The sequence below is a fragment of the Pseudomonas sp. BIGb0278 genome, from assembly GCF_024809895.1.
Taxonomy (GTDB): domain Bacteria; phylum Pseudomonadota; class Gammaproteobacteria; order Pseudomonadales; family Pseudomonadaceae; genus Aquipseudomonas; species Aquipseudomonas shirazensis.
Genome location: NZ_JANUEL010000006.1, coordinates 51,970 through 78,459, shown reverse-complemented (window position 1 = coordinate 78,459; position 26,490 = coordinate 51,970). Strand labels below are relative to the sequence as shown.

Sequence of the window (26,490 nt, the reverse complement as noted above, 5' to 3'; positions counted from 1 at the left end):
TGGAATTTTCAACGCGCTTGTGCTGTCACGCCAACGAGGGCTTAACGGTGATCGATTCGTCTCTGACGGCCATGGCTGAACGCTTTCTGTCGGCACTCCGGCATTGCCAGTTATTGAACATGCGCGTGCATCAAGCTGATGCTGGCGGCATGACCTTGGTGCTGCCTTGGTCGCCGCTGCTGGTTGGCAATCCACAGACCGGTGCAGTCCATGGCGGCGCGCTGACCACGTTGATGGACACCACCTGCGGCATGGCCACTTTGTGTTCGTTGGCGCAGTTCGAAGTGTGCCCGACCCTGGACCTGCGCATCGACTATATGCACCCCGCCGAGGCCGGCAAGGATATCTACGGCCACGCGCATTGTTATCGTGTCACCCGCGATGTGATTTTCACCCGTGGCATGGCCTATCAGGATGACCCCGAGCAGCCTATCTGCCAGGTGGTGGGGACTTTCATGCGCCTGGGTCAGCAGGCCAGGGGTGGTATCCGCTTTGCTGGCAAGCTTGATGGAGGGCAGGGCTGATGATTCCGGCAGACGTTCGCCAGCGCCTCAATCAGGCCCACGCTGTGGGTGATTACGCACCACTGCTGTCATTGATTCCTTATGCAGGGCTCATCGGTATCGAGTGCGAGCGCCAGGGCGAGCAGCTGTTGTTCCGCTTGCCAGCCAGTGCCGACAATGTCGGCAATCCGCTGTTGCCGGCCATTCATGGTGGTGTCATCGCAGGTTTCATGGAGCTCTCGGCAGCGCTCTACCTGCTGGTCTATAGCGAAAGCGCGAGCATTCCGAAAATCATCGATTTCTCCATCGACTACCTGCGTGCCGGCTATCTGCGCGACACCTACGCCAGCTGCCAGCTCTGGCGCCAGGGGCGGCGGGTGACCAATGTCGCGATCAGTGCCTGGCAGGACGATCGCAACCTGCCGATCGCCATGGCCCGTGCTCATTTCAAGATCGAACCGGAAAAGCCCTTGAAATAGTCCGCCATGCCCCCATCTGTTGGACATCCCGCCGTAAACGCCGGCCACCGCGGCCTGCCAGGCGACCATTGCCATCAGATCGGAGTTTTGAAGACCATGAGTGTGGAGACACAAAAAGAAACCCTGGGCTTCCAGACCGAGGTAAAGCAACTGCTGCACCTCATGATCCACTCGCTGTACTCGAACAAGGAAATTTTCCTTCGCGAGCTGATTTCCAACGCCTCCGACGCCGCTGACAAGCTGCGTTTCGAAGCCCTGGCCAAGCCAGAGCTGCTCGAGGGCGACGCCGACCTGAAAATCCGCGTCAGCTTCGATGCCGAGGCCGGCACCGTGACCCTGGAAGACAACGGCATCGGCATGAGCCGTGAAGATGTCATTGCGCACCTGGGCACCATTGCCAAGTCCGGCACTGCCGATTTCATGAAAAACCTCAGCGGCGACCAGAAAAAGGATTCGCACCTGATCGGTCAGTTCGGCGTGGGCTTCTATTCGGCGTTCATCGTCGCCGACCAGGTCGACGTCTACAGCCGTCGTGCCGGTCAGCCAGCTGCTGAAGGCGTGCACTGGTCGTCGAAAGGCGAGGGCGAATTCGAAGTTGCCACCATCGACAAGCCACAACGCGGCACGCGCATCGTTCTGCACCTGAAGAAGGAAGAACAGGAGTTTGCTGACGGCTGGCGCCTGCGCAACGTCGTGAAGAAGTACTCCGACCACATTGCCCTGCCAATCCAGCTGCCTAAAGAGCAGGCCGAAGCCGCTGAAGGCGAAGCCGCACCGGCGCAGGAATGGGAAACCGTCAACCGCGCCAGCGCCCTGTGGACCCGTCCGCGTACCGAGGTCAAGGACGAGGAATACCAGGAGTTCTACAAGCACATCGGCCATGACTTCGAAAACCCGCTGGCCTGGAGCCACAACAAGGTCGAAGGCAAGCTCGAATACAACTCGCTGCTGTACGTCCCGGCCCGCGCGCCGTTCGACCTGTACCAGCGCGAAGCGCCGCGTGGCCTGAAGCTGTACGTGCAGCGTGTGTTCATCATGGACCAGGCCGAGTCGTTCCTGCCGTTGTACCTGCGTTTCATCAAGGGCGTGGTTGACTCCAATGACCTGTCGCTGAACGTTTCGCGCGAGATCCTGCAGAAAGACCCGATCATCGACTCGATGAAAACCGCGCTGACCAAGCGTGTGCTGGACATGCTCGAGAAGCTGGCGAAGAACGAACCCGAGCAATACAAGGGCTTCTGGAAGAACTTCGGCCAGGTCCTCAAGGAAGGCCCGGCAGAAGATTTCGCCAACAAAGAGAAGATCGCCGGCCTGCTGCGCTTTGCTTCAACCCACGACGACAGCGGCGAGCAAAGTGTGTCGCTGGCTGACTACCTGGCCCGTGCCAAAGAAGGTCAGGACAAGATCTACTACCTCACCGGCGAAACCTACGCGCAGGTCAAGAACAGCCCGCACCTTGAGGTCTTCCGCAAGAAAGGCATCGAAGTGCTGCTGCTGACCGACCGTATCGACGAGTGGCTGATGAGCTACCTGAGCGACTTCGACGGCAAGAGCTTTGTCGATGTTGCCCGCGGTGACCTTGACCTGGGCAAGCTGGATTCGGAAGAAGACAAGAAAGCCCAGGAAGAAGTCGCCAAGGAAAAAGAAGGTCTGGTCGAGCGTCTGAAAGCTGCGCTGGGTGACAGTGTTGCTGAAGTGCGTGTTTCCCATCGCCTGACCGACTCGCCAGCCATCCTGGCCATCGGTGAGCAGGACCTGGGCCTGCAGATGCGTCAGATTCTCGAGGCCAGCGGGCAGAAAGTGCCGGATTCGAAGCCTATCTTCGAATTCAACCCGGCTCACCCGCTGATCGAGAAACTCGATCACGAGCAGAGCGAGGATCGTTTCGGCGAGCTTTCGCACATCCTCTTCGATCAGGCTGCCTTGGCCGCTGGCGACAGCCTCAAGGACCCTGCGGCGTATGTGCGTCGCCTGAACAAGCTGCTGGTCGAGCTGTCTGCTTGAGATAAGCGCTGAATAAGCCCGCTTCGGCGGGCTTTTTTATTACGGTCTTTTGTACCAGGACAAGGAGAAGCTTGATGAGCAAAGCAATCGTCGAATCGTTGGTCTATCACCACGCCGGCAAGGCTTACGAGAGCCGCTTGGTATACGCCCCAGGCGCAGAAGCAAAACCTGCTCTGCTGATGGCGCCGAACTGGATGGGCATCGGCGAAGGTGCCGAGCGCATTGCCAGGGAAGTCGCCGAGAAGGGCTATGTGGTGCTGATCGCCGACCTCTATGGGCAGTCGGTGCGGCCGACCAATGCAGATGAAGCGGGCGCCGCCATGATGCCGCTGAAAAACGATCGTGGTGAGCTGCGCAAGCGCATGCATGCCGCCCTGGCCCAGTTGCTGGGGCAGTCCAGGGCGCTGCTGGCGCCGGGCAAAGTGGCGGCGTTCGGCTTCTGTTTTGGTGGTTGCTGTGCACTGGAGCTGGCCCGCAGTGGCGCTGATCTGAAAGCCACTGTCTCCTTCCACGGCACCCTCGACACACCTGATAGCGCTGATGCCGGCAACATCAAAGGTTCGGTACTGGTGCTGCACGGCGCCAGCGATCCACTGGTACCCCGCGAGCAGCTACCTGCCTTCGAGCAGGAAATGAACGCGGCCAAGGTCGATTGGCAACTGGTCAGCTACGGCGGTGCGGTGCATTCGTTCACCGACCCGGCGGCAAACGTACCGGGCAAGATGCAGTTTGACTGGCGCACCTCGCAGCGCGCGTTCAAGGCCATGCACAATCTGCTCGAAGAAGTGTTCAAACCGGATCCTGCTTCGCTAGCGGGGTAACTCGATCCGCTGGGTTTCTCCGGCTACCACTGGCCATTGCCCGGCTGCCCAGTTGGCCCGCGCCTGTTCGATCAGTGCCGGGTCGCTGGCAACAAAGTTCCAGTTCATCCGCCGCGGCCCATCCAGCGGCGCGCCGCCGATCAGTGCCAGTTGGCATTCACCTTGCGCGTACAGCGTCAGTTCCTCGCCTTCTGGCAGCACCAGCAAGCTGTGCGGCTCGACCGGCTCATCATCGAGCAACACCTCGCCCTCCAGCAGATACAGCGCACGCTGGGTATGTTCAGTGGGGATCAGCAGGCTGGTTGCCGGTTGCATGCCGATGTGCGCGTACAGGGTAGGGGAAAGCACCGGTACCGGCGATTCAAGGCAAAAGCCTTGACCGGCAATCAGACAGATACGCACCCCCAGGGTGTCGCTGACCGGCAAGCTCGCTGCGCAGTGATGGCTGTAACTGGGCAGTGCCTGCTCGTGTTCACGCGGCGCCGCCAGCCACACCTGCAGCCCATGCAGGCGTGAGCCGCTTGCGACCAGCTCGGCCGGCGTGCGCTCGACATGGGCCACGCCAAGACCGGCGCTCATCCAGCTGACCTCGCCAGGCCGCACACGTTGATCAGAGCCAATGCTGTCCTTGTGCAGCAGTTCGCCTTCGAACAGGTAGGTCAGGGTCGCCAGGCCGATGTGTGGATGTTGGTGGATATCCATGCCACTGCCCGCAGCGTAGTCGGTTGCCAGCATGTGGTCGAAGAACACGAACGGGCCGACGCTGCGACACTGCGCCGAGGGTAGCGGCCGCAGAATGGGCTGGCCTGCGATGGTTTCGGCGCGTGGGCGGATGATCAACGGGCGGCTCATGCAAGGCTCCAGGCGCAGGGCTGAGGCTGCAAGCATAGCGGTTTGCCAGCCATTGCTGAACCGTGGCCACCAGGCGCGGGTCTACTCTGTTCGAATCAGCTCAAGGAAACTGCCATGATCGCCAGAGCACTGGCTGCGGTGCTGGTCTCGGGCCTGCTGTGCCACGCGGCGCAGGCACGCGACTACCGCTACAGCGATGCCCATCTGCATTACGTCGACTTTTTCCAGGAATCCGAGGGCATGCCGGCCCTGCTTGCGGCGATGGACAATGCCGGTATCGATCAGTCGATGATTTCCGGGGTGTCAGTGGCGAAGAAGTGGCACGAGGACGAACCCAAGCGCCCGCGCTACTACGCCGGTGATGATGCCGATGCCTACTGGTACAGCGCCACTGACGTCTATGTGGCGGCCGCATTGGAAAAGCTGCCGGCCGAACAGCGCAAGCGCTTCCATCCATTCCTGACCGGCTTCAATCCGGTTGACAAGAATGCAGCCAGCCACATCGAGCGTATGCTCGAGCTGTACCCGGGAATGTGGCAGGGCATCGGCGAGGTGTTCACCCGCCATGACGACCTTACTGCGCTGACCAGCGGCGATACGCCGAGGGCCAACAACGAGGCCATGACACGGATTTATCACCTGGCCGCAGAACGTGACCTGCCCGTGCTGATCCACTCCAACATCACCTCCAAGCGCGAGCGCAACCCACTGTACCTGGCCGAGCTGGAAGAGCCTCTGCGCAACCATCCGCACACACGATTCATCTGGGCGCATGCCGGTACCAGCATGGAGATTCATCGCCATCAGACGCAGATGGACTTTCTCTTGCCGGTAGTAACGCGATTGTTGAAGGACTATCCGAACCTGTACATCGACTTGTCCTGGAGTGTGCTCGAGCCGTATCTGCTCGACGATGCAGGCAAGCCGCGCAAGGCCTGGGTCGAGTTGGTCGAGCAGTACCCTGACCGGTTCATGTTGGGTTCGGATGTGGTTGGTCGGTTCGACAGCCTGGGCAAGGAGCTGCATGGCTTCGATCCATTCCTGGATGCCTTGAGCGAAGAGGTGGCGCACAAGGTGGCGCGGGACAACTTCCTGGCGGTGCTGCCCAAGGGGCACTGAGCCGCGCCAGGCAACGCGAACGCCGAAAACAAAAACGCCCCGAACCAGTCGGGGCGTTTTCAGTGCAGCAGTCAGGCCTTACTTGCCTTCCCAGCGCTTGAGCACCAGGGTGGCGTTGGTGCCGCCGAAGCCGAAGCTGTTGCTCATGACGGTGTCGATCTTCGCATTTTCGATGGTTTCACGCTGGATCGGCAGGTCAGCAACTTCCGGGTCCAGCTCATCGATGTTGGCGGAGCCGGCGATGAAGTTGTTTTCCATCATCAGCAGGCAGTAGATCGCCTCGTGCACACCAGCGGCGCCCAGCGAGTGGCCGGACAGGCTCTTGGTCGAGCTGATCTTCGGTGCCTTGTCCTTGAACACTTCACGTACACCTTTCATCTCGGCAACGTCGCCGACCGGAGTCGAGGTGCCGTGAGTGTTGAGGTAGTCGATTGGTGTATCAACGGTCGACAGCGCCTGCTGCATGCAACGGATCGCGCCTTCGCCGCTCGGCGCGACCATGTCGTAACCGTCGGAAGTTGCACCGTAGCCGACGATTTCAGCGTAGATCTTGGCACCGCGGGCGAGGGCGTGTTCCAGCTCTTCGACCACGACCATGCCGCCGCCGCCAGCGATGACGAAACCGTCACGGTCAGCGTCGTAGGCGCGCGAAGCCAGCTCAGGCGTTTCGTTGCGCTTGGTCGACAGGGCGCCCATGGCATCGAACAGGAACGACTGGCTCCAGTGCTCTTCTTCACCGCCACCGGCAAAGACGATGTCCTGCTTGCCCCACTGGATCTGCTCCAGAGCGGTACCGATGCAGTGTGCACTGGTGGCGCAGGCCGACGAGATCGAGTAGTTGATACCCTTGATCTTGAACGGCGTGGCCAGGCACGCGGAAACGGTGCTGCCCATGGTGCGGGTAACCCGGTACGGACCGACGCGCTTGACGCCTTTCTCGCGCAGGGTGTCCAGCGCTTCCATCTGGTTCAGGGTCGATGCGCCGCCGGAGCCTGCTACCAGGCCGGTGCGTGGGTTGGAAACCTGCTCTTCGCTCAACCCCGAATCCTTGATCGCGTCCTGCATCGCCAGGTAGGCGTAGGCAGCGGCGTGACCGACGAAGCGGAACACCTTGCGGTCGATCAGTTCTTCGAGGTTCAGGTCGATGGAACCGGAAACCTGGCTGCGCAGCCCCATTTCCTTGTATTCCGGGTTGAAACGAATGCCCGGACGGCTCTTGCGCAGGTTTTCGGTGACGGTCTCTTTGTCATTGCCCAGGCACGATACGATGCCCAGACCAGTGATAACGACGCGGCGCATGCGAATAACCCTTAGAAATTGTCAGTGGAGGTGAACACGCCGACCCGGAGGGCTTCGGCCGTGTAGATCTCGCGGCCGTCGACACTGACCGAGCCATCGGCGATGGCCATGTTCAGCTTGCCTTTCAGGACGCGCTTGATATGAATGTTGTAGGTGACTTTCTTCGCAGTAGGCAACACCTGGCCGAAGAATTTCACTTCGCCAGAGCCCAGTGCGCGACCGCGACCCGGCAAGCCCTGCCAGCCGAGGAAGAAGCCGACCAGCTGCCACATGGCATCGAGGCCCAGGCAGCCCGGCATGACCGGATCACCTTCGAAGTGGCAGGCAAAGAACCACAGGTCTGGAGTGATATCCAGCTCAGCGACCAATTCACCTTTGCCGAACTTGCCGCCTTCCTCGCTGATATGCGTGATGCGATCAACCATCAACATGTTGGGGGCGGGCAGTTGCGCGTTACCTGGGCCGAACAGCTCACCGCGACTGCAGCGCAGCAGGTCTTCCCGAGTAAAGGCGTTTTGTTTGGTCATGCGAGCTCCTCAATAATCCCCATGCGGCAGGGGATGAATCTTCCCGGCCATCCCTGAGCACCAAAGGGCTCAAGGCGGCAGCCTACAGATAGACTATTGCGTTGTGGTGAAAGTCACAGTGATCCTGGTAAATGAGTACAGGTGTTCACTGAAACCGGTATTTTCAGGCCCAGCGGCGCGCCTGTCCAGCATTAAGACTGCCGCACTTTAACATTTATCGCCAGTCACGGCTGTCTGGCCGGGTGGCTCGCGGCCGCAAGCGTCAGCGGTATTTCCAGGGTGAACGTCGAGCCCCGCCCCGCGCGGCTCTGTGCGTGCAGGCGGCCGCCCATGCGCTCTGCCAGGGTTCGCGCGATGGCCAACCCCAACCCGGTGCCGCCGTAGCGGCGCGAGATCGAACTGTCGGCCTGCTGGAAGGCAACGAACATGCTTTCCAGATGCTGGTCGTCGATGCCGATGCCGGTGTCGCGAACCGCGCAGGTGAACCATAGTCCACCCGTATCGGCCAATTGCCAGCGCGGCTCGATTTCTACCCTGCCTTGCTCGGTAAATTTCAATGCATTGCCAATCAGGTTGAGCAGGATTTGGCGAATCCGCGTCGGGTCGCCATAGACGCGCATGTGCTCGGCGCCAGCGGGCAACTGCAGGTGCAAGCCCAGGCCACGCTGCTGGGCGCTGTGCTGGAAGGCTTGCACACTGCTGGTGATCAGTTCGCCAAGGCTGAATTCGATGTGTTCCAGCTCAAGCTGGGTGCGCTCGATACGCGAGAAATCGAGGATGTCGTTGATGACTTTGAGCAGATGCCCGGTCGATTCACTGGCGACAGAGGTGTACTCGGCCTGCTCGACGGTCATCTGGGTGGTTTCCAGTAACTGCAACATGCCGAGCACGCCGTTCATCGGTGTGCGCAACTCGTGGCTCATCATCGCTAGAAAGTCCGACTTGGCGCGGTTGGCCTGTTCGGCTTCCTCGCGCGCCTGGGTCAGTTGCGCGATTGCCTGACGCTGCTCCTGGCTGGCCTGCTCAAGGGCGCTGGCGAGGTTGTTGATGTGCCGCGCCAGGTTGCCCAGTTCGTTGTCATCGACCACCGGCACCGGGGTATTGAAGGTGCCTTGCTGAATCGCCTTGACGGCAAGCCCCATGTCGCTGATCGGCTCGGCCAGGCTGCGTGCCAGGCGCCGCGCCACAAGGAACGTGAAGAGCAGGGCAAACAGGGCGAGGATGCCGGCCTTGATCACAATCTCCTGCTGGCGCTGGTTGAAGGCATCGTCGGACATGCCGACGATGACCCGGCCCAGGTAATCATCGGTGATGCCCGGCAAGGTGGTCTTGGTGGGTGGCAGGAAGTCACTGTCCAAGCGGATCTGCTGCAGACGGATCGGCGCCTGGAACACCTCGACCCGCTGTGCGCGGTTGGCGCTCTCATCGGCCTGCTCGACATACACCAGAATATTGTTGCGGCCATCCTGAACCTCGAGGAAGCGCACATGGGGGATGCTCAAAGTGGCGCGCATCAGGCTGTCGAGCACTTCATTGTTGCCTGAGATAACCCCGTATTCGGAAGCCGGGGCCAGCTGATTGGCGATCAGTTGCCCGGTGTGATTGAGCTCCTGACGCAAATCCTGAATGCGCACGAAGGTGAAGAAGCTGATCAGCAGCAGCGTCAGCAGCAGGGCCGGCCCCAGGCTGATGATCTGGGTGCGGGTATGGATATCCCAGCTCAGGCGTTTACTCATGGGGTGGACTCTCCTGCGGCCAGGGCCAGTGCGGCGGCCTGCGGGTCGATCGGTTCGAGGCCCAGCGCGCGCGCCACCTGTTGGTTGCCGCTGACGCCGAAATGGACAGGGTACAAGCTGCGTGGCCAGCGAGCTGGCGGCTGATCGAGCAATTGGTCGAGCACTGCCAGCCAGTCGTCCTGGTCGCTATAGGTGCTGGCCAAGGCGCCGGCACGGACAAAACCGGCGTTGGGGCCGATCAGCGCCATTTGCCGGCCGTAGCTACTGAGCAAGACGTTTTTCGCGGTCTTGGCGTTATACAGATCAGGGTCATCCAGGCCGAGCAGTACGTCGCTGTCAGCCAGCACTTGCTGTAGCGGGCGGCTGTCGCGCAGGTCTGGCCAGGGCTGGGCAACGATCTCAAGCCCCAGTGGCCTTGCGGCCTGGCGCAACTCATTGAGCAAAAAGTGGCTGTGCTGGCCATAGAGCACGCCGATTCGTCGTGCCTGCGGCATCAGCAAGCGGGTCAGGCGCAACTGCCGGGCCAACGGCGGATCGTTCCAGAGCAGGCTCAGGTAGCCCGGGCGATCTGCCCCCAGCAGATGTTCGGCCTCGACGCGGCTGACCCGCATGAGCAATGCGCGCGGCCCGGCGGATTCGCTCATGCGCCATTGCAGCGCGGCGCGGTCGAGCAGGATCAGGCGCAGGTCACGCGGCAGTTGGCTGGGTGGCGGCAAGCTTGAGACGGGTTGGAAGTGCACCTGATCATTGCCACGGCGAACTTGCAGTGCCTGGGCGAAGCTGCGCATTCCAGCCTGGTCGCTGGCGCCGACTACCAGCACCTCATTGGCCGACAGTGTCGCCAGTGGCCACAGGCAGATCAGCAGCAGACCGAGCAAGCGCGCCATCAGAACTCCAGCTCCGCGCTGACGCTCAGGCGCTGACGACTGTCGTAGCGGTTCTGCGCGAGGGTGATCGGTTCATCGTCCAGACGCTGCTGCCACAGTGCGGCCAGCTCAAGGTTGCTGCGCCGAATGCGCAAGCGCTTGGCCAGGCGCAGGTCAACCCGCTCATAGCGATACTGGTTAAGCGCGTCATCGCCGTAGTAGAACAGCGCACTCGACCAGCCATCGCCCCAGTCGCGCAACCAGCCGGCAGAGCCGCTATTGCGCGCACTGGCTTCGCTGTCGTTGCGGTTGCTGGCCCAGGCGTCGACATAAGCGTAGGTCAGGCGCAGCCGGTCACGCTGGCCAAGGTGCCAATCGAGTTGCAGCTCACTGCCGCTGAAACGGGCCTTGTTGCTGTTGCTGGCGATGTACTGGTTATTGCGCAGCGGCTCGCTGATCATGCCGCTGATTTCGTCGTAGAAGACCTTCAGGTCAAGGTTCAGACCGATTTCGCTGAAGCTGCCGTTGTAGCCCAGTTCACGCGAGCGCATCCGCTCCTGATCGAGATCGCCCGGGCCGCGGGTCTTGACGAAGTACTCGCCCCTGCCCAGGCCAGGCTGATAGGGGCTGAGGTTATTGACCGTATAGCTCCAGTTGACGTTGTTCTCGAACATGTCGGGTGAGCGCACTGCTTCGGAATACACCGCGCGCAGGCCATGACGCGGGGTGATCAGGTAGTTGACCGCCAGGCGCGGCGTCAGCGAACTGCCGGACAGGCGGCTGTCCTCGAACATGGTTCCGCCCTGGATGATCCAGTGCTCGTCGGCGCGCCATTCCAGCTGGCCGAACAGGCGCCAGGTCTGGTCGCTCAGGGGGCCATTGAAATAGGTCTGCGAGTCAGCCTGGTCATAGCGAAAGTTGGCGCCGCTGAGCAGGCGCAGGTTGTCGGTCAGGCTCAGGGTGTCCTGGATTTCCAGGTCGTAGCGGGTTTCCCGGGTGCTTTGGTCGACATCACCGCACACGACCTGGCTGCCGCCCTGGCTGTCCCACTGGGTCTTGACCTGATCGCGCAGTGCCTGCAGCGCAGGATTGTTGTTGGCCGGCGGGTTGACGATGTTGCGGGCGACCTGCTCGGCGTAGTTCGAGTCGAGCTGCCACAGTCGAGTCAGGGCTGGGCTGAACGACAATGCCGCATCGCAGGCACGCCACACTTGCTGGCGGTCGAAGTGCTGCGCCGAGCCCTGTACATAGAGACTGTGCTGGTCATTGAAATCAATGTTCCAGCGCAGCGAGCCAGCGTAGTCCTTGGCCTTGACGTCTGCGTTGTTGCCACGGGCGGTGACGTAGGGAAACACCGGCTGATAAGTGTAGGGGCGCTGATTGGTGCCTTCCTTGGCCGCCAGTTGCCACTCCAGCGTCTGGTTGCTCGCCAACTGCTGCAGCACGCTCAGGTTGATCCGGTTGAGCCGGCGGCTGTCGCGGTAGTCAGCGCCCGACTGGTCGTGATCGAAGCCGTCATCCTCCTGGCCGGACATTGACAGACGCAGGTCGCCGCCCTCCCAGCCCAAGCCCTGGCTGGCGTAAAAGTCGTTGACGCCATCCGCCCCGCGGCTCAGCTTGAGGCGCGTGCCCTGGCTGTCGGCAGGGCTTCGGGTGAGGATGTTGACCACCGCCATCAGGGCATTGGCGCCATAACTGACCGTGTTTGGCCCGCGAAACACCTCGATCCGCTCAATATCCTCAAGTGCTACCGGGATATCGCTCCAGTCGACGGTGGCCAGGCCTGCGCGGTACACCGAGCGGCCGTCGATCAGCACCTGCATGCGCCGCGCCTCGCTGACGTTGCTGCCATGGTAGTTGACCGTCGGCTGGTTGCTGGCGCCGTAGCCGATCATCATGCCCGGCACCAGCCGCAAGAGCTCGGGGATGTCGCGGGCGCCGCTGGCGCGGATCAACTGGCTGTCGAGCACAGTCATGCTGCCCGGTACGCCGGCTGCAGATTGTTTAAGTCGGGTGGCAGTGAGAACTTGCGGCAGGTCCTGGTTGTCAATAAACAGGTCGTCGGCCACAGCTGGCCCGCCAAGCAGGGCAGTCAGTAATAGCAGGCGAGGGAAGGGCGGCGTGCCAGACAACACGTTACAGCCTTGTTTCAGCAGGAAACGCGCATGTTAACCGACCGTAGAGGTTTTTCCAGCAGCCCCATCCATGCTGGCTACGCCGTCGAGCGGGTAACAGGCTGACACCGCGTGCCTCTGGTTATGCCGCATCTGGCCCGTATAATGCGCCCGTCGCCACTCAACTTTGGCTTTAACGGACTGGATATGACTGAACAGCAACCTGTTGCAGTTCTTGGAGGCGGCAGCTTCGGCACCGCCGTGGCCAACCTGCTGGCCGAAAACGGCAACCCTGTGCGCCAGTGGATGCGCGATCCGGACCAGGCGCAGGCGATGCGCGTCAACCGCGAAAACCCGCGCTACCTCAAAGGTATCCGCTTGCAGGACGGCGTCGAGCCGGTCAATGACCTGCTGGCCACCCTGCAAGCTGCACAACTGATTTTTGTTGCGCTGCCATCCAGCGCCTTGCGCAGCGTCCTGGCGCCGCATGCCGAGCTGCTGCGCGGCAAGTGCCTGGTGAGCCTGACCAAGGGCATCGAGGCGCAGAGCTTCAAGCTGATGAGCCAGATTCTCGAAGAAATCGCCCCCGAGGCGCGTATTGGGGTGCTCTCCGGGCCCAACCTTGCGCGCGAAATCGCCGAACACGCACTGACCGCCACGGTGGTCGCCAGCGAAGACGAAGCGCTGTGCCTGAGCGTGCAAGAGGTACTGCACGGGCGCACCTTCCGCGTCTATGCCAGTGCCGACCGCTTCGGTGTCGAACTGGGCGGCGCACTGAAAAACGTCTACGCGATCATTGCCGGTATGGCCGTGGCGCTGGGCATGGGTGAAAACACCAAGAGCATGCTGATCACCCGCGCGCTGGCCGAAATGACTCGGTTCGCCGTCAGCCTGGGCGCCAACCCGATGACCTTCCTCGGCCTTGCCGGGGTCGGTGACCTGATCGTCACCTGCTCGTCGCCGAAAAGCCGCAACTACCAGGTCGGCTATGCGCTGGGCCAGGGTTTGTCGCTGGAAGAAGCGGTGAGCCGGCTGGGCGAAGTGGCCGAGGGCGTGAACACCATCAAGGTGCTCAAGGCCAAGGCCGATGACGCCCAGGTGTACATGCCACTGGTAGCCGGGCTGCATGCGATCCTGTTCGAAGGGCGCACCTTGAATCAGGTGATCGAACACCTGATGCGCGCGGAACCGAAAACCGACGTCGACTTCATTTCCACCAGCGGCTTCAACTAAACGCTGAGCACAGCAAGGAGCAATACATGAGCGATACCCCCGAGCGCGTGGAGCGCGAATCGATCATCCTGCGGGTGCTGTGGATGCTCGTGTTCCTGGTGGTCTGGCAGTTGGCCGAATTGCTGCTGGCCGGCCTGGTGCTGGTGCAGCTGATCTACCGTCTGGTCTACGGCGCGCCGAGTGCCAGCCTGATGAACTTTGGCGACAGCCTGAGCCAGTTTCTGGCGCAGATCGGCCGCTTTGGCACCTTTCACAGCGATCGCAAGCCGTGGCCGTTTTCCGATTGGCCAACCCCACGCGCACCCGAGGGTGAGGCGCCACACGTTGTAGCGGCCGCGCCCCATCCGGTGCGTGATGAGGAGCCCAAGCTGTGAAACTGTGGATCCTGCGTCACGGCGAAGCCGAGCCACGTGCTAATAGCGATGCCGAACGGCGCCTGACCAGCCACGGCCGCGAGCAGGTCCTGTACAGCGCTGCGCTGCTGCTGGGGCAACCACTGCAGGCGATTCTGGTGAGCCCTTACGTGCGTGCTCAGCAAACCGCTGCATTGGTGCAGGAAACCCTCGATTTTCCTCAGCCGCTGCGTACGGTGGCCTGGCTCACCCCAGAAAGCAGCGTGCGTGAAGCCATCACCGAGCTTGAAAAATTGGGCTTTGAGCACGTCTTGCTGGTCAGCCACCAGCCGCTGGTAGGCGCATTGGTTGGCATGCTTGAGCACGGCCATTTGCAACAGCCGGCAGCGATGAGCACCGCCAGCCTGGCCGAGCTGGAAGGGGACTGGCCGTTGCCTGGATTGATGTCACTGAAAGCCTTGAGTCATCCCGGCTAGCCTGCGGCAACTGGCATTTTTGCCAGTTGCCTGGGCGTTCGGCTGATTGCTAGCGTTGATCGCGTGAGAGTCGAACCGTGTAACAGGGAGTAGTGGATGAGTAGTCGACGTCTTGAATTGGTGAGCTCGGTGAGCCCACAGCGTGTGCTGGACAAACTGAACGAGCATGGCGTGCCGGACTTTGCCGAGCACCGTTTGCTGCAGGATTGCGCGGATGCCAGCTTCAATCGCCTGCTGGGCAAGTGCGAAGGCCAATATGAGCTTGAGCAACTGCGCCAGGCGAGCATTCGTATGGCGCATCTGCTGCAGACCAGCTGCCTTGCGCTGCGCCGCTCCAAGCTCGAAGAAGCGGACAAGGCCCAGGCTCGCGAGGCACTCGAGTATCAATTGGCCTACATGCAGGCGTGCCTGCGCCGGTCGATGGCCAGCTTCGATTGAACCGGCGATGACCTGAACGCCCTTGGCGATGACCTATCCGGACGTTGCCGCGGCCGCTGCGCTTGCCGACAATGGGCAATCTTTTCGTGAGAGCAGGCGGCCATGTCGCAGCAAATCTTCTTCGCCCATGCCAATGGCTTCCCCTCGGCCACCTACGGCAAGCTGTTTGCTGCGCTCGCGCCGGACTATCAGGTTCAGCATCTGCTCCAGCACGGCCACGACCCGCGCTTCCCGGTCGACGACAACTGGCTCAACCTAGTCGATGAACTGCTCCACCACCTGGCCCAGCAGCCAGGGCCGGTGTGGGGTGTTGGCCATTCTCTGGGCGGGGTATTGCACCTGCACGCGGCGCTGCGCTGCCCGCACTATTACCGCGGCGTGGTCATGCTCGATTCGCCAGTGTTGACCCGCGCCGATCAGTGGCTGCTGCGCACGGCCAAACGTTTTGGCTTCATCGACCGCATTACCCCGGCCGGGCGTACCCTGAACCGCCGCGCTGTGTTTGCTGATCGGGACAGTGCGCGGGGCTATTTCACTGGCAAGACGCTGTTCCGTCATTTTGACCCAGACTGCCTCGAGGCCTATCTGGAGCATGGCTTGGAAGCAGCTGAGGGCGGCCTGCGCCTGCGCTTCGATCCCGCCACCGAGATCAGCATCTATCGCAGTATCCCGCACTTGAGCCCGGCACCGGCGCGCCAACTGCAGGTGCCGCTGGCCATGGTTCGCGGCGATCGCAGCCGGGTGATCCGCCGCCATCACGCCTTTGCCGTGCGCAGCATGCCGCTGGGCGAATACCACAGCGTGCCGGGCGGGCATATGTTCCCGCTGGAGCGCCCCGCTGATACCGCCAGCTTGATCAAAGGACTGTTTGATCGTTGGGGGCAGCCATGAGCGCGCAGGTCGAGGAAATCCGGCTCAATCTGGGCCACATCGAATTGGCAGCTCATCTGTTTGGCCCGGAGGATGGCGAGCCGGTGATCGCGCTGCATGGCTGGCTGGACAATGCCAACAGCTTCGCCCGGCTGGCGCCGCTGCTGCGCGGGTTGCGTATCGTCGCGCTGGATCTGGCTGGCCATGGCTATTCAGAGCATCGCCCGGCGGGTGCCAGCTATGCGCTGGCCGATTATGCCCACGATGTCGTTCGGGTTGCCGAGCAGCTCGGCTGGCAGCGCTTTGGCCTGCTTGGCCATTCGCTGGGCGCAATCATTTCGGTGCAGCTGGCCGGAGCGCTGCCAGAGCGGATCAGTCGCTTGCTGCTGATCGACGGCGTGCTGCCGCCTACCGGCGCCGAGCAGGATGCTGCGCAGCGGCTGGGCATGGCCCTGCAGGCGCAGTTACGCCTGGACAGCAAACGCAAGTCGATCTATCCGAGCCTCGAACAAGGCATCGAGGCGCGTATGAAGGGTATGGTCGCGGTCAGCCGTGAAGCTGCCGAACTGCTCGCTCAACGCGGCCTGATGCCGGTGCCGGGCGGCTATAGCTGGCGCAGCGACAGTCGTCTGACCCTGCCGTCGCCAGCGCGCTTGAGTGAGGCGCAGGCCATGGCCTTTGTTCAGCGCATCGAATGCCCGACCTGCCTGGTGGTTGCGGCGGATGGCATGCTCGCGCGCCACACGGCGCTGCTGGAGCAGCTACCCTTCGAGCAGGTGCGCCTGCCTGGCGGTCATCACTTGCACCTGAACGACGAGCAGGGCGCGACCCTTGTCGCAGACTGTATCAATCGCTTCTGCGGGTTTTCTTGACTTGCTCCGGACAAGTGCCGAGGCTTGGCAGGTTGAACAGGGAGACAACCATGGACATGCCTGACATTTACCCCCTCGCCACCCACGCCGCCAGCGGCAAGGGAGGCCGATGAGTATTCGAATTCTGGTTGCCGGCTGCCTGGGTCTTGCCAGCCCGCTGCTGTGGGCCGGCAGCCTGCCAGTGCCGCTGGACGCCAAAATAGTCGATCAGCGCCCGGCGCTGGAGCAGGAGCGGGTTTACCCCCTCGGCCCGTTGCGCAAGATCAGCGGCCGGCTGCGGGTTGACGACAAGGTCGAGAGCCGCGGCCAGGTCAGCTCCGTGACCTACCAGCTGCCCGCCGAACGCACCGCACGCGAAGCCTTTACCAGCGCCCGCGAAGCACTGCAGGAGGAGGGCGGTTATCCGCTGTTCTGGTGTGAAAAACGCGACTGCGGCGAAGCCAGCCTGTGGGCCAACGAGGTGTTCAAGAACGCCAGGCTCAACGGTGGCGATGAGCAGCAGGCGTTTATCCTGCTGCGCCGCTCGGCTGAGGAAGCCGATACGCTGGTTGCCTTGTACAGCGTCACTGCGGGTAACAAGCGGGTTTACCTGCATGTCGAGGAATTTATTGCCGAGTCGCCGCTGGGCGAGCTGCTGCCGACCTCGGCCACGGTCATGCGTGAGCTGCGCGACACCGGCAAGCTTGACTATCCTGACCTGACGGCACCGTTGCCGGCTTGGGTGACCCTGCTCAGCCGCAGCCTGAATCTGGACAGCACTTTGCGCGTCAGCCTGAGTGGCAAGCAGGCTGAAGATTGGCGCGAGCAGTTGGTCAAGATGGGCGTACGCGCTGCACGGCTGGAGGTCGGCACTGCCGAGACCGAGGGGTTGCATCTGGAATTGATTCGTTAAATGAGTGCACCTGTGGCCAACAATGATCGCCTGCTGGTACAGATTCTGCTGTTGGCGCTGCTGGGCGCCGGCTTGTGGGTAATGGCGCCGTTCATCTCGGCACTGCTGTGGGGCGCAATCCTGGCGTTTGCCAGCTGGCCGCTGATGCGCCTGCTCACCCGTTGGCTGGGCGGACGTGAAACCCTGGCTGCGGCGGTGCTGACCACCCTGTGGATTCTGATCGTGGCGCTGCCGCTGGTGTGGCTCGGCTTCAACCTGGCTGACCATATTCGCGATGCCACGGCGTTTATCCGCGATGTGCAGGTCGATGGCCTGCCCGAGGCACCGGCCTGGCTGGGCAGCATTCCGCTGGTCGGTGAGCGCCTGCTGACCTGGTGGAACTCCCTTGACCAGCAGGGTGCGGCGCTGCTGGCATCGGCCAAACCTTACTTCGGCCAGGTCGGCAACTGGCTGCTGGCGCGCAGCGCGCAAATTGGCGGCGGCGTGCTCGAGCTGTCGTTGAGCCTGGTCTTTGTATTCTTCTTCTACCGCGACGGCCCGCGGCTGGCGGCATTTGTCCTGCGCCTGCTGCAGCGGCTGATCGGCGAGCGCGCCGAGTACTACCTGGAACTGGTCGCCGGCACCGTGCAGCGCGTAGTCAACGGCGTGATCGGCACGGCGGCGGCGCAAGGCCTGCTGGCGATGATCGGTTTCCTCATCGCTGGCGTGCCGGGGGCGATTGTGCTCGGTCTGGTGACCTTCATGCTCAGCCTGATTCCGATGGGGCCGCCGCTGGCGTGGCTGCCCGCCACCGCGTGGCTGGTGTGGCAGGGGCACTACGGCATGGCAGTGTTTCTCGGTATCTGGGGCACCTTCGTCATCAGCGGCGTGGACAACGTGCTCAAACCGTACCTGATCAGCCGTGGCGGCAATCTGCCGCTGGTGATCGTGCTGCTCGGGGTATTCGGCGGCCTGATCGCGTTTGGCTTCATCGGCCTGTTCATCGGCCCGACCCTGCTCGCCGTGGCCTACAGCCTGTTGCTGGACTGGAGCCGCAGCACTCAGCCGAGCGTGCAACCCTAGCAGGCTTTACGCTTTCTTTATGCGCTGAACCAGCGCTCGCTCTCGTTCCTTTACGGCCATCCCCCGGACAATCCTCGCAAAGCGGCCCACGCCGCATTCCGGGGAGATTGGCTCATGTACATGCTTGAAGGCGTGTCACTGCTCTTGGCAGTGGCGTTGGCGGTTTACCTGCTGGTCGCGCTGTTGCGCGCCGACCACAGCTAGGGAGCGGCCATGCACAGTTATGATTTCGCCTTGCTGCTGGCGTTTTTTGCCATCGTGCTGCTGCCCGCGCCTTGGCTCGGGCGCTTCTACTACAAGGTCATGGAAGGCCAGCGCACCTGGCTGTCGCCGGCGCTCGGCCCGCTGGAGCGCGGCTGCTACCGGCTGGCGGGCGTCCAGGCCGAGCAGGAGCAGAGCTGGAAGCAGTACGCGCTGGCCCTGCTGACGTTCAACCTGGCCGGGTTTGTCCTGCTGTTCGCCGTGTTGATGCTGCAGGGTTACCTGCCACTCAATCCGCAACGGTTGCCGGGCCAGGACTGGTCGTTGGCATTGAACACGGCGGTGAGCTTTGTCACCAACACCAACTGGCAGGCCTACAGTGGCGAAGCGTCGCTTAGTTACCTGAGCCAGATGCTCGGCCTGACCGTGCAGAACTTCGTCAGCGCCGCGACCGGCCTGGCCGTGCTGGTCGCGCTGTGCCGCGGGATTGCCCGGCGTTCGGCCGCTACGGTCGGCAACTTCTGGGTCGACATGACCCGCGCCACCCTCTACGGCCTGTTGCCGCTGTGCCTGCTGCTGGCGCTGTTGCTGGTGTGGCAGGGCGTGCCACAGACCTTTGCCGATTACGCCCATGCCGTGACCCTGCAAGGCGCTGACCAGACTATCCCGCTCGGGCCGGCCGCAAGCCAGATCGCGATCAAGCAACTGGGCACCAATGGCGGCGGCTTCTTTGGTGTCAACTCGGCCCATCCGTTCGAAAACCCCACGGCCTGGAGCAACCTGTTCGAGCTGGGGTCGATCATCCTGATCCCGGTGGCGCTGGTGTTCACCTTCGGCCACTACGTCAAGGACCTGCGCCAGAGCCGGGCGATTCTCGCCTGCATGCTGGCGCTGTTCCTGATCGGCGGGGCTACTGCGCTGTGGGCCGAGTACCAGCCCAATCCAGCGCTGATCAGTGAGCAGGTGCAGCAGTCGGCACCGATGGAGGGCAAGGAAAGCCGCTTCGGCACCACCGGCTCGGTGCTCTGGACAGTCACCACTACCGCCGCTTCCAACGGCTCGGTGAACGCCATGCACGACAGCCTCAACCCGCTGACCGGGATGGTCGCGATGCTCAACATGATGGTCGGCGAGGTAATCTTCGGCGGCGTGGGTGCGGGCCTCTACGGCATGCTCCTGTTCGTCTTGATTGCAGTGTTTCTGGCGGGGCTAATGATCGGTCGCACGCCTGAATATCTGGGCAAGAAGCTGCAAGCGCGGGAAGTCCAACTGCTGGTGGCGACCTTGCTGGTGATGCCGCTTGGTGTGCTGGTGCTCGGCGCCCTCGCAGCCAGCCTGCCAGGCCCTGCCGGTGCGGTCAGCAACCCCGGCGCGCACGGCTTCAGTCAGCTGCTCTACGCCTACACCTCTGGCACCGCCAACAACGGCTCGGCCTTCGCCGGCTTTGGCGCCAACACGGTGTACCACAACGTCATGATCGCTTTGGCCATGCTCATTGGCCGCTTCGGCTACATCCTGCCGGTGCTGGCCCTGGCCGGCAGCCTGGCGGCGAAGAACCGCGCACCGCAAGGGCAGAACAGCTTCCCCACCCACGGCCCGCTGTTCACCGGTTTGCTGCTGGTGATCATCCTGCTGATGGGCGGCCTGACCTTCCTGCCAAGCCTGGCCCTGGGGCCGATTGCCGAACAACTGAGCCTGGGTTTCTGAGGAATCAACATGAACATGCCTATTGCTCAAGTCCAGGCGCCACGCCCTGGCACTGATCAGACCCGCTTCGCCGCACTGTGGCGGCCCGCCCTGATCCAGGCGCTGGTCAAGCTCGACCCGCGTCAGCTCAAGCGTTCCCCGGTGATGCTGGTGGTGGCGCTGACGGCGCTGCTGACTACGCTGCTGTGTTTTGCGCCAGAGAGTGGTGTCAGCACTGCGGTAGCGATCCAGATCGCGCTGTGGCTGTGGTTCACCGTGCTGTTCGCCAACTTTGCCGAAGCGCTGGCCGAGGGTCGCGGCAAGGCACGCGCCGACAGCCTCAAGGCCGGCAGCCAGGGCTTGAATGCGCAGCGCCGGCGTGCCGATGGCAGCTTCGAAACGGTTGCCGCCAGCGCGCTACGCAAAGACGATGTGGTCAAGGTGGTGGCCGGCGAGCTGATTCCCGGCGACGGCGAGGTGCTCGAAGGCATCGCGGCGGTCAATGAGGCGGCCATCACTGGCGAATCGGCGCCGGTCATCCGCGAGTCCGGTGGGGACCGCTCCGCCGTCACCGGCAACACCCGGCTGGTCTCCGACTGGCTGCTCATCCGCATCACCAGCAACCCGGGCGAATCGACCCTGGACCGCATGATCGCCCTGGTCGAAGGCGCCAAGCGACAGAAGACCCCGAACGAGATTGCCCTCGACATCCTGCTGATCGGCTTGACCCTGATCTTCTTGATCGTAGTGGTGACCTTGCAGCCCTTCGCCCGCTTTGCCGGCGGCAGCCTGCCGTTGATCTTCCTCGCCGCGCTGCTGGTGACGCTGATCCCGACCACCATTGGTGGCCTGCTTTCGGCTATCGGCATCGCCGGCATGGACCGGCTGGTACGGCTCAACGTGATTGCCCGCTCCGGGCGAGCAGTGGAGGCGGCCGGTGACGTGCATACGCTGATGCTCGACAAGACCGGCACCATCACCTTCGGCAACCGCCGCTGCAGCGCTCTGCACACAGCGCCGGCGGTGACGGCCAAGGAGCTGGGCGAGGGCGCCTTGCTGGCGTCGCTTGCCGACGACACCGCCGAGGGCAAGTCGATTGTCGAATACCTGCGCCAGTTGCACGACTTCAACGAGCCGGGCGCCGATCAATTCAGCCCGGTGGCGTTCAGCGCCGAGACACGGTTGTCGGGTGTCGACTTCGAGCAGCGCCGCTACCGCAAGGGCGCCGTCGATGCGGTGCTGGGCTTTGTCGGTATCGAGCGCTTGCAGATGCCATCGGCGCTGGCCAAGGAAGTCGAGCGCATTGCCCAGAGTGGCGGCACGCCGCTGCTGGTGTGCGTCGACCAGCGCCTGCTCGGCGTGATCCACCTCAAGGACGTGGTCAAGCCAGGCATCCGCGAGCGCTTCGCCGAACTGCGCAAGCTTGGCATCCGCACGGTGATGGTGACCGGCGACAACCCGCTGACCGCTGCTGCCATCGCCGCCGAAGCCGGCGTCGATGATGTACTGGCCGAAGCCACCCCGGAGAAAAAGCTGGCGCGCATTCGCCAAGAGCAAAACGACGGCCGCTTGGTCGCCATGTGCGGCGACGGTGCCAACGATGCGCCGGCGCTGGCTCAGGCCGATGTCGGCATGGCCATGAACGACGGCACCCAGGCCGCGCGTGAGGCGGCCAACATGGTCGACCTCGACAGCGACCCGACCAAGCTGCTCGACGTGGTCCAGGTCGGCAAGGAGTTGCTGGTCACCCGCGGTGCGTTGACCACCTTCTCGATCGCCAACGACGTGGCCAAGTACTTCGCCATCCTGCCGGCGCTGTTTGCCGCGATCTACCCGCAACTGGGCGTACTCAACCTGATGCAGCTGGCCAGCCCGCAGAGCGCGATCCTCTCGGCGATCGTGTTCAACGCGCTGATCATTGTCGCGCTGATCCCCTTGGCACTGCGTGGGGTGAGGGTGCAGGCAGCGAGTGCCGCCCATCTGCTACGGCGCAATTTGCTGATCTACGGTGTCGGCGGCCTGATCGTGCCGTTTGCCGGGATCAAGCTGATCGACATGCTGCTCAATGCCCTGCACCTGGTCTGAGGAGGCCGTTATGACTACTTACCTTCGCCCGGCCCTGAGCCTGGTTGTATTGATGACAGTGATCACCGGCGCGCTTTATCCGCTGGCGGTGACGGCGGTTGCGCAAGTGGCCTTCCCCACGCAGGCCAACGGCAGCCTGGTGCACGACGAGCAGGGCCAGGTGCGCGGCTCGGCGCTGATCGCCCAACCGTTCACTGGCGATGGCTGGTTCCACCCACGTCCGTCTGCGGCGGCGTATGCCACCGTGGCCAGTGGCGCGAGCAATCTGGCGCCGAGCAATCCGGCTCTGGCCGAGCGGGTCAAGGCAGACGCGGGCACGCTGTATCGCGCCGAGTTGGGGCCGGTACCGCAAGCCCTGCTGACCACCTCGGCCAGCGGTCTCGACCCGCATCTGTCGCCGCAAGCGCTGGCGTATCAGATCCCCAGAGTGGCGGCGGCGCGCAAAGTGCCGGTAGAGCGCTTGCAAGGGCTGATCGAAGAGGCCACCCTGCAGCCATTGATCGGCCCACCGGTGGTCAACGTGCTGGCGCTGAATCAGGCGCTGGAGCAATTGACCCGCTGTGCTGATCACCGCAACTGTGAAGGATGAAACATGAGTGACTCTGCCCGCGCCGACGCGCTGTTGGCCAACCTGCCGCGCGCCGGGCGTGGCCGGCTCAAGGTATTTCTCGGTGCAGCGCCCGGCGTGGGCAAGACCTACGCCATGCTCCAGGCCGCCCACGCCCAGCAGCGCCAAGGCGTGCAGGTGGTGGCCGGGGTGGTCGAAACCCACGGCCGGGCCGAGACCGAGGCGCTGCTCGGCGGCTTGCTCCAGCAGCCGCTGCTGCGCAGCCAATACCGGGGAGTCACTCTTGAGGAAATGGACCTCGACGGCTTGCTGCGCGCCAGTCCCGAGCTGGCTCTGGTCGACGAACTGGCCCACAGCAACGCCCCCAACAGCCGCCATGCCAAGCGCTGGCAGGATGTGCAGGAGCTGCTCGCGGCCGGCATCGATGTCTACACCACGGTCAACGTGCAGCATCTTGAAAGCCTTAACGACAAGGTTCGCGACATCACCGGTGTGCAGGTCCGCGAAACCCTGCCCGACTGGGTGCTGCAGGAAGCCTTCGAACTGGTGCTGATCGACCTGCCACCGCGCGAACTGCTGCAGCGCCTGCGCGAAGGTAAGGTCTACGTGCCCGAGCAGGCCCGCGCCGCCATCGATGCGTTCTTCTCGCAGACCAACCTCAGTGCCCTGCGGGAGCTGGCCATGCACACCGCCGCGGCGCAGGTGGATGCCGACCTGGCCCACGGCTATCGCCAGCTTGGCCAGGAAGCGCCGGCCCTGCGTGGTCGCTTGCTGGTCGGCGTCGACGGCGATCAGCAAGCCGAGCGGCTGGTCCGCCACGCCTGCCGCGTGGCCCAGCGCCGGCATTTGCCGTGGAGCCTGGTGCATGTCGACAACGGCAAGCTGCGCGACGAAAGCGCCCGCCAGCGTCTGCAAAGCGCGCAGCAACTGGCTGAGCGGCTGGGCGGCGAGGTAGTGCTGTTGCGCGCCGGCGAAGTCGCGAGGACCTTGCTCCAGCATGCCGCCGAGCGCCGTGCCAGCCTGGTGCTGGTGGGGCAGTCGCGTGATCGTCTGCGCCGGCGCCTGTTCGGTGCCGGTGTCGCTGCGCGGCTGCTGCGCGAAAACCACGGCCTGGAAATCAACGTGCTCGACCGCGAGGCGCAGCCACCCGCACCGCGCACGGCGGCGAAGCGGGTGTGGATCTGGCGGCACTATCTGCTGGCGCTGCTCGCCACTGCGCTTGCCGCAGGGCTGGCCTGGGCGGTGTCCAGCGTGCTGGCGTTGCCGAATATCTCGCTGGTATTTCTCGCCGCCGTGCTGCTGGTGGCGGTGCGCAGCAGCCTCGGCCCGGCGCTGGCGTGCGCGGTGCTGTCGTTTGTCAGCTATGACTTTCTGTTCATCCCGCCCAACTTCTCTCTGAGCATCCAGCGCGAAGAGGATGTGCTGACGCTGGTGTTCTTCCTGCTGATGGCCGCGCTCACCGGCAACCTCGCCGCGCGCCAGCGGCGCCAGTTGCAGGCCTTGCGCGAGACCCAGGCGCAGACCAGTCAACTGCTCGACCTGTCACGCAAGCTCACCGTCGCCACCGACCGCCAGGCAGTATTCAGCGCCGCCAGCCAGCACCTCGACGGCTGGCAGGATCTGCACGTATGTCTGCTCGAGCGAGGTAGCGAAGGCCTGCTGCAAGCTGCCAACGGCCAGTTGCCCGACTTGAGCGACACCGAGCGCGCTGCCGCTGACTGGGCCTGGCAGCACGGCCAGGCCGCTGGCCACGGCAGCGACACCTTGCCCAATGGTCGCTGGTGGTGGTGGCCGCTGTTGGTCGATGAGCAACCGCTGGCCCTGCTCGGCGTACGCCCACGTGACAACGCGGCCCTCACAGCCCAGCGCCGACGCCTGCTGATGGCGCTGGCCCAGCCGCTGGCGCAGGCTCTGGCCCGCGCGCGCCTCGGCGAACAACTCGAAGCTGCGCGGCTGCACGGCGAAACCGAACAGCTGCGCAGCGCCTTGCTGGCCTCGGTGTCACACGACCTGCGCACACCGCTGACCGCTATGCGCGGCGGCATCGATAGCCTGCTTGCGCTCGGCGATGCGATCCCGCCCGACGACCGCCGCGAATTGCTCGAAGGCACCCGCGATGAAGCCGAGCGCCTCGACCGCTACATCCAGAATCTGCTCGACATGACCCGCCTCGGTCACGGCAGTCTCAAGCTTGCGCGTGACTGGGTGGCCCCGGCCGATATCGTCGCCAGCGCCCTGCAGCGTCTGCGCGCGGTGCTGGCGCCGCTGCGGGTCAGCACCGATGTGCCAAGCGAGCTGCCGCTGCTGTTCGTGCACGCTGCCTTGATCGAACAGGCGCTGGTCAACGTGCTGGAAAACGCCGCGCGCTTTTCACCCCCAGATGGCCGCCTGCAACTGCAGGTCGACGTGCGTGATGAGCAACTGTGCCTGGCCGTCAGCGATCAAGGCCCCGGCATCCCCGAAGCTGAACGCGAAAAGATCTTCGACATGTTCTACACCGCCGCCCGCGGCGACCGCGGCGGGCAGGGCACTGGCCTCGGCCTGGCCATCTGCCAGGGCATGATCGGCGCCCACGGCGGCAGCATCCAGGTGGCTGACGGCATCGATGGCCACGGCACCTGCATCACTCTATGCTTGCCATTGCCCCCACAGCCCACCGCCGAAAGCCAGGACTCATGAGCCAAACCGCCACTTTGTTGGTCATTGACGACGAACCGCAGATTCGCAAGTTCCTGCGCATCAGCCTGAGCTCGCAAGGCTACAAGGTCATCGAAGCCGCCACCGGCGGCGAAGGCCTGGCCCAGGCGGCCTTGGCCAAACCCGACCTGATTGTGCTCGACCTCGGCCTGCCAGACATGGACGGCCAGCAGGTGCTGCGCGAATTGCGCGAGTGGAGCTCGGTGCCGGTGATGGTGCTGTCGGTGCGGGCCAGCGAGCTGCAAAAGGTCGATGCCCTGGATGGCGGCGCCAACGACTACGTCACCAAACCGTTCGGCATTCAGGAGTTTCTCGCCCGCATTCGCGCCCTGTTGCGCCAGGTGCCACAGGGTAGCGCCGCGCTGGCCAGTGCCAGCTTCGGGCCGCTGCTGGTGGACTTCGCCTACCGCCGCGTGACCCTCGATGGCAGCGAAATAGCGCTGACCCGCAAGGAGTACGCACTGTTGGCGCAACTGGCCGGGCACCCCGGGCGAGTGATCACCCAGCAGCAACTGCTCAAGGATATCTGGGGGCCGAGCCACGTCGACGATACGCACTACCTGCGGATCGTGGTTGCGCATGTGCGGCAGAAGCTGGGCGATGACCCTACCGCGCCACGGTTTATCGTGACTGAGCCTGGGGTGGGGTATCGGTTGTTGGTGTCGTAAGCCCGTACTTTGCAACACCGCTTCGGCGCTTGATCGCGATTGAGTAATACGAGTTGTGGATGCTCGTGA

At 63.4% G+C, this 26,490-nt stretch carries 24 protein-coding genes and 1 pseudogene; 19 read left to right on the top strand and 6 right to left on the bottom strand.

Annotation, left to right across the window (positions count from 1 at the left end; all coding sequences use genetic code 11):
- Positions 1–47: 47 nt before the first annotated feature.
- The 4 genes from M2396_RS19140 to M2396_RS19125 all read left to right on the top strand — a co-directional run bounded on the left by M2396_RS19140 (position 48) and on the right by M2396_RS19125 (position 3,807).
- Positions 48–524 (top strand): PaaI family thioesterase, encoded by a 477-nt coding sequence (locus M2396_RS19140; RefSeq protein WP_150569693.1) that lies wholly within the window; start codon positions 48–50, stop codon positions 522–524.
- The gene (locus M2396_RS19135) at positions 524–982 is read left to right on the top strand and encodes a PaaI family thioesterase (RefSeq protein WP_101318160.1); all 459 of its coding nucleotides are present in this window, start codon (positions 524–526) and stop codon (positions 980–982) included. The genes M2396_RS19140 and M2396_RS19135 overlap by 1 nt, the downstream gene beginning before the upstream one ends.
- A gap of 96 nt (positions 983–1,078) precedes the next feature.
- Positions 1,079–2,986 carry a molecular chaperone HtpG gene (gene htpG / locus M2396_RS19130; RefSeq protein WP_101318162.1) on the top strand — a complete coding sequence of 636 codons (1,908 nt, stop codon included), beginning with the start codon at positions 1,079–1,081 and terminating at the stop codon, positions 2,984–2,986.
- 74 nt (positions 2,987–3,060) lie between these two features.
- A complete protein-coding gene (locus M2396_RS19125; RefSeq protein WP_101318164.1) occupies positions 3,061–3,807 on the top strand; it encodes a dienelactone hydrolase family protein in 747 nt (248 codons plus the stop codon).
- Here M2396_RS19125 and M2396_RS19120 read toward each other — a convergent pair.
- Positions 3,796–4,659: a pirin family protein gene (locus tag M2396_RS19120; RefSeq protein ID WP_259077287.1), complete on the bottom strand. Its 864-nt coding sequence runs from the start codon at positions 4,657–4,659 to the stop codon at positions 3,796–3,798. The two genes, M2396_RS19125 and M2396_RS19120, sit on opposite strands and share 12 nt — an antisense overlap.
- 114 nt (positions 4,660–4,773) lie before the next feature.
- On the opposite strand from M2396_RS19120, the gene M2396_RS19115 reads away from it, so the two are divergent.
- A complete protein-coding gene (locus M2396_RS19115) occupies positions 4,774–5,778 on the top strand; it encodes an amidohydrolase family protein (RefSeq protein WP_150569690.1) in 1,005 nt (334 codons plus the stop codon).
- 78 nt (positions 5,779–5,856) lie between these two features.
- Here the strand turns inward: M2396_RS19115 and fabB are convergent, their stop codons facing one another.
- The 5 genes and pseudogenes from fabB to M2396_RS19090 all read right to left on the bottom strand — a co-directional run bounded on the left by fabB (position 5,857) and on the right by M2396_RS19090 (position 12,341).
- A complete protein-coding gene (gene fabB, locus M2396_RS19110) occupies positions 5,857–7,077 on the bottom strand; it encodes a beta-ketoacyl-ACP synthase I (RefSeq protein ID WP_101318171.1) in 1,221 nt (406 codons plus the stop codon).
- A gap of 11 nt (positions 7,078–7,088) precedes the next feature.
- Complete coding sequence (gene fabA / locus M2396_RS19105; protein WP_101318173.1) at positions 7,089–7,604, bottom strand: 3-hydroxyacyl-[acyl-carrier-protein] dehydratase FabA; 516 nt, start codon at positions 7,602–7,604, stop codon at positions 7,089–7,091.
- 227 nt (positions 7,605–7,831) lie between these two features.
- A pseudogene (locus M2396_RS19100) lies at positions 7,832–9,340 on the bottom strand (ATP-binding protein); the annotation flags it as partial.
- A complete protein-coding gene (locus M2396_RS19095) occupies positions 9,337–10,227 on the bottom strand; it encodes an ABC transporter substrate-binding protein (RefSeq protein ID WP_188035669.1) in 891 nt (296 codons plus the stop codon). The pseudogene M2396_RS19100 and the gene M2396_RS19095, both read right to left, overlap by 4 nt.
- Complete coding sequence (locus tag M2396_RS19090; RefSeq protein WP_259077285.1) at positions 10,227–12,341, bottom strand: TonB-dependent siderophore receptor; 2,115 nt, start codon at positions 12,339–12,341, stop codon at positions 10,227–10,229. Before M2396_RS19090 ends, M2396_RS19095 begins: the two co-directional genes overlap by 1 nt.
- Positions 12,342–12,527: 186 nt before the next feature.
- Here M2396_RS19090 and M2396_RS19085 point away from each other — a divergent pair, with 186 nt between their 5' ends.
- The 14 genes from M2396_RS19085 (at position 12,528) to M2396_RS19020 (ending at position 26,421) form a co-directional block, all read left to right on the top strand.
- Positions 12,528–13,553, top strand: coding sequence for an NAD(P)H-dependent glycerol-3-phosphate dehydrogenase (locus tag M2396_RS19085; RefSeq protein ID WP_150569687.1), 1,026 nt, complete (start codon positions 12,528–12,530; stop codon positions 13,551–13,553).
- 26 nt (positions 13,554–13,579) lie between these two features.
- Complete coding sequence (locus tag M2396_RS19080; protein ID WP_101318181.1) at positions 13,580–13,927, top strand: DUF4389 domain-containing protein; 348 nt, start codon at positions 13,580–13,582, stop codon at positions 13,925–13,927.
- Positions 13,924–14,382: a phosphohistidine phosphatase SixA gene (sixA, locus tag M2396_RS19075; RefSeq protein ID WP_101318183.1), complete on the top strand. Its 459-nt coding sequence runs from the start codon at positions 13,924–13,926 to the stop codon at positions 14,380–14,382. The genes M2396_RS19080 and sixA overlap by 4 nt, the downstream gene beginning before the upstream one ends.
- 96 nt (positions 14,383–14,478) lie before the next feature.
- A complete protein-coding gene (locus tag M2396_RS19070) occupies positions 14,479–14,820 on the top strand; it encodes a hypothetical protein (RefSeq protein ID WP_101318185.1) in 342 nt (113 codons plus the stop codon).
- Positions 14,821–14,922: 102 nt separating this feature from the next.
- On the top strand, positions 14,923–15,711 hold the full coding sequence (locus tag M2396_RS19065) for an alpha/beta fold hydrolase (RefSeq protein ID WP_188035672.1): 789 nt from the start codon (positions 14,923–14,925) through the stop codon (positions 15,709–15,711).
- Positions 15,708–16,562, top strand: coding sequence for an alpha/beta hydrolase (locus M2396_RS19060; RefSeq protein ID WP_150573394.1), 855 nt, complete (start codon positions 15,708–15,710; stop codon positions 16,560–16,562). The genes M2396_RS19065 and M2396_RS19060 overlap by 4 nt, the downstream gene beginning before the upstream one ends.
- A 109-nt stretch (positions 16,563–16,671) precedes the next feature.
- Complete coding sequence (locus tag M2396_RS19055) at positions 16,672–17,454, top strand: DUF4892 domain-containing protein (protein ID WP_259077283.1); 783 nt, start codon at positions 16,672–16,674, stop codon at positions 17,452–17,454.
- Between the two features lie 12 nt (positions 17,455–17,466).
- Positions 17,467–18,516: an AI-2E family transporter gene (locus M2396_RS19050; RefSeq protein WP_101322976.1), complete on the top strand. Its 1,050-nt coding sequence runs from the start codon at positions 17,467–17,469 to the stop codon at positions 18,514–18,516.
- Between the two features lie 114 nt (positions 18,517–18,630).
- Complete coding sequence (kdpF, locus tag M2396_RS19045) at positions 18,631–18,720, top strand: K(+)-transporting ATPase subunit F (RefSeq protein ID WP_101318193.1); 90 nt, start codon at positions 18,631–18,633, stop codon at positions 18,718–18,720.
- A 9-nt stretch (positions 18,721–18,729) separates the two neighbouring features.
- Positions 18,730–20,424, top strand: a complete 1,695-nt coding sequence (kdpA, locus tag M2396_RS19040) for a potassium-transporting ATPase subunit KdpA (protein WP_150569682.1) — start codon at positions 18,730–18,732, stop codon at positions 20,422–20,424.
- A gap of 9 nt (positions 20,425–20,433) precedes the next feature.
- Positions 20,434–22,488, top strand: coding sequence for a potassium-transporting ATPase subunit KdpB (gene kdpB, locus M2396_RS19035; RefSeq protein ID WP_220633350.1), 2,055 nt, complete (start codon positions 20,434–20,436; stop codon positions 22,486–22,488).
- Positions 22,489–22,498: 10 nt separating this feature from the next.
- Complete coding sequence (gene kdpC / locus M2396_RS19030; protein ID WP_220633351.1) at positions 22,499–23,077, top strand: potassium-transporting ATPase subunit KdpC; 579 nt, start codon at positions 22,499–22,501, stop codon at positions 23,075–23,077.
- A 3-nt stretch (positions 23,078–23,080) separates the two neighbouring features.
- Positions 23,081–25,735, top strand: coding sequence for a sensor histidine kinase KdpD (locus M2396_RS19025; protein WP_259077277.1), 2,655 nt, complete (start codon positions 23,081–23,083; stop codon positions 25,733–25,735).
- Positions 25,732–26,421, top strand: coding sequence for a response regulator (locus tag M2396_RS19020; RefSeq protein WP_150573067.1), 690 nt, complete (start codon positions 25,732–25,734; stop codon positions 26,419–26,421). The genes M2396_RS19025 and M2396_RS19020 overlap by 4 nt, the downstream gene beginning before the upstream one ends.
- The last annotated feature ends 69 nt before the right edge of the window (positions 26,422–26,490 follow it).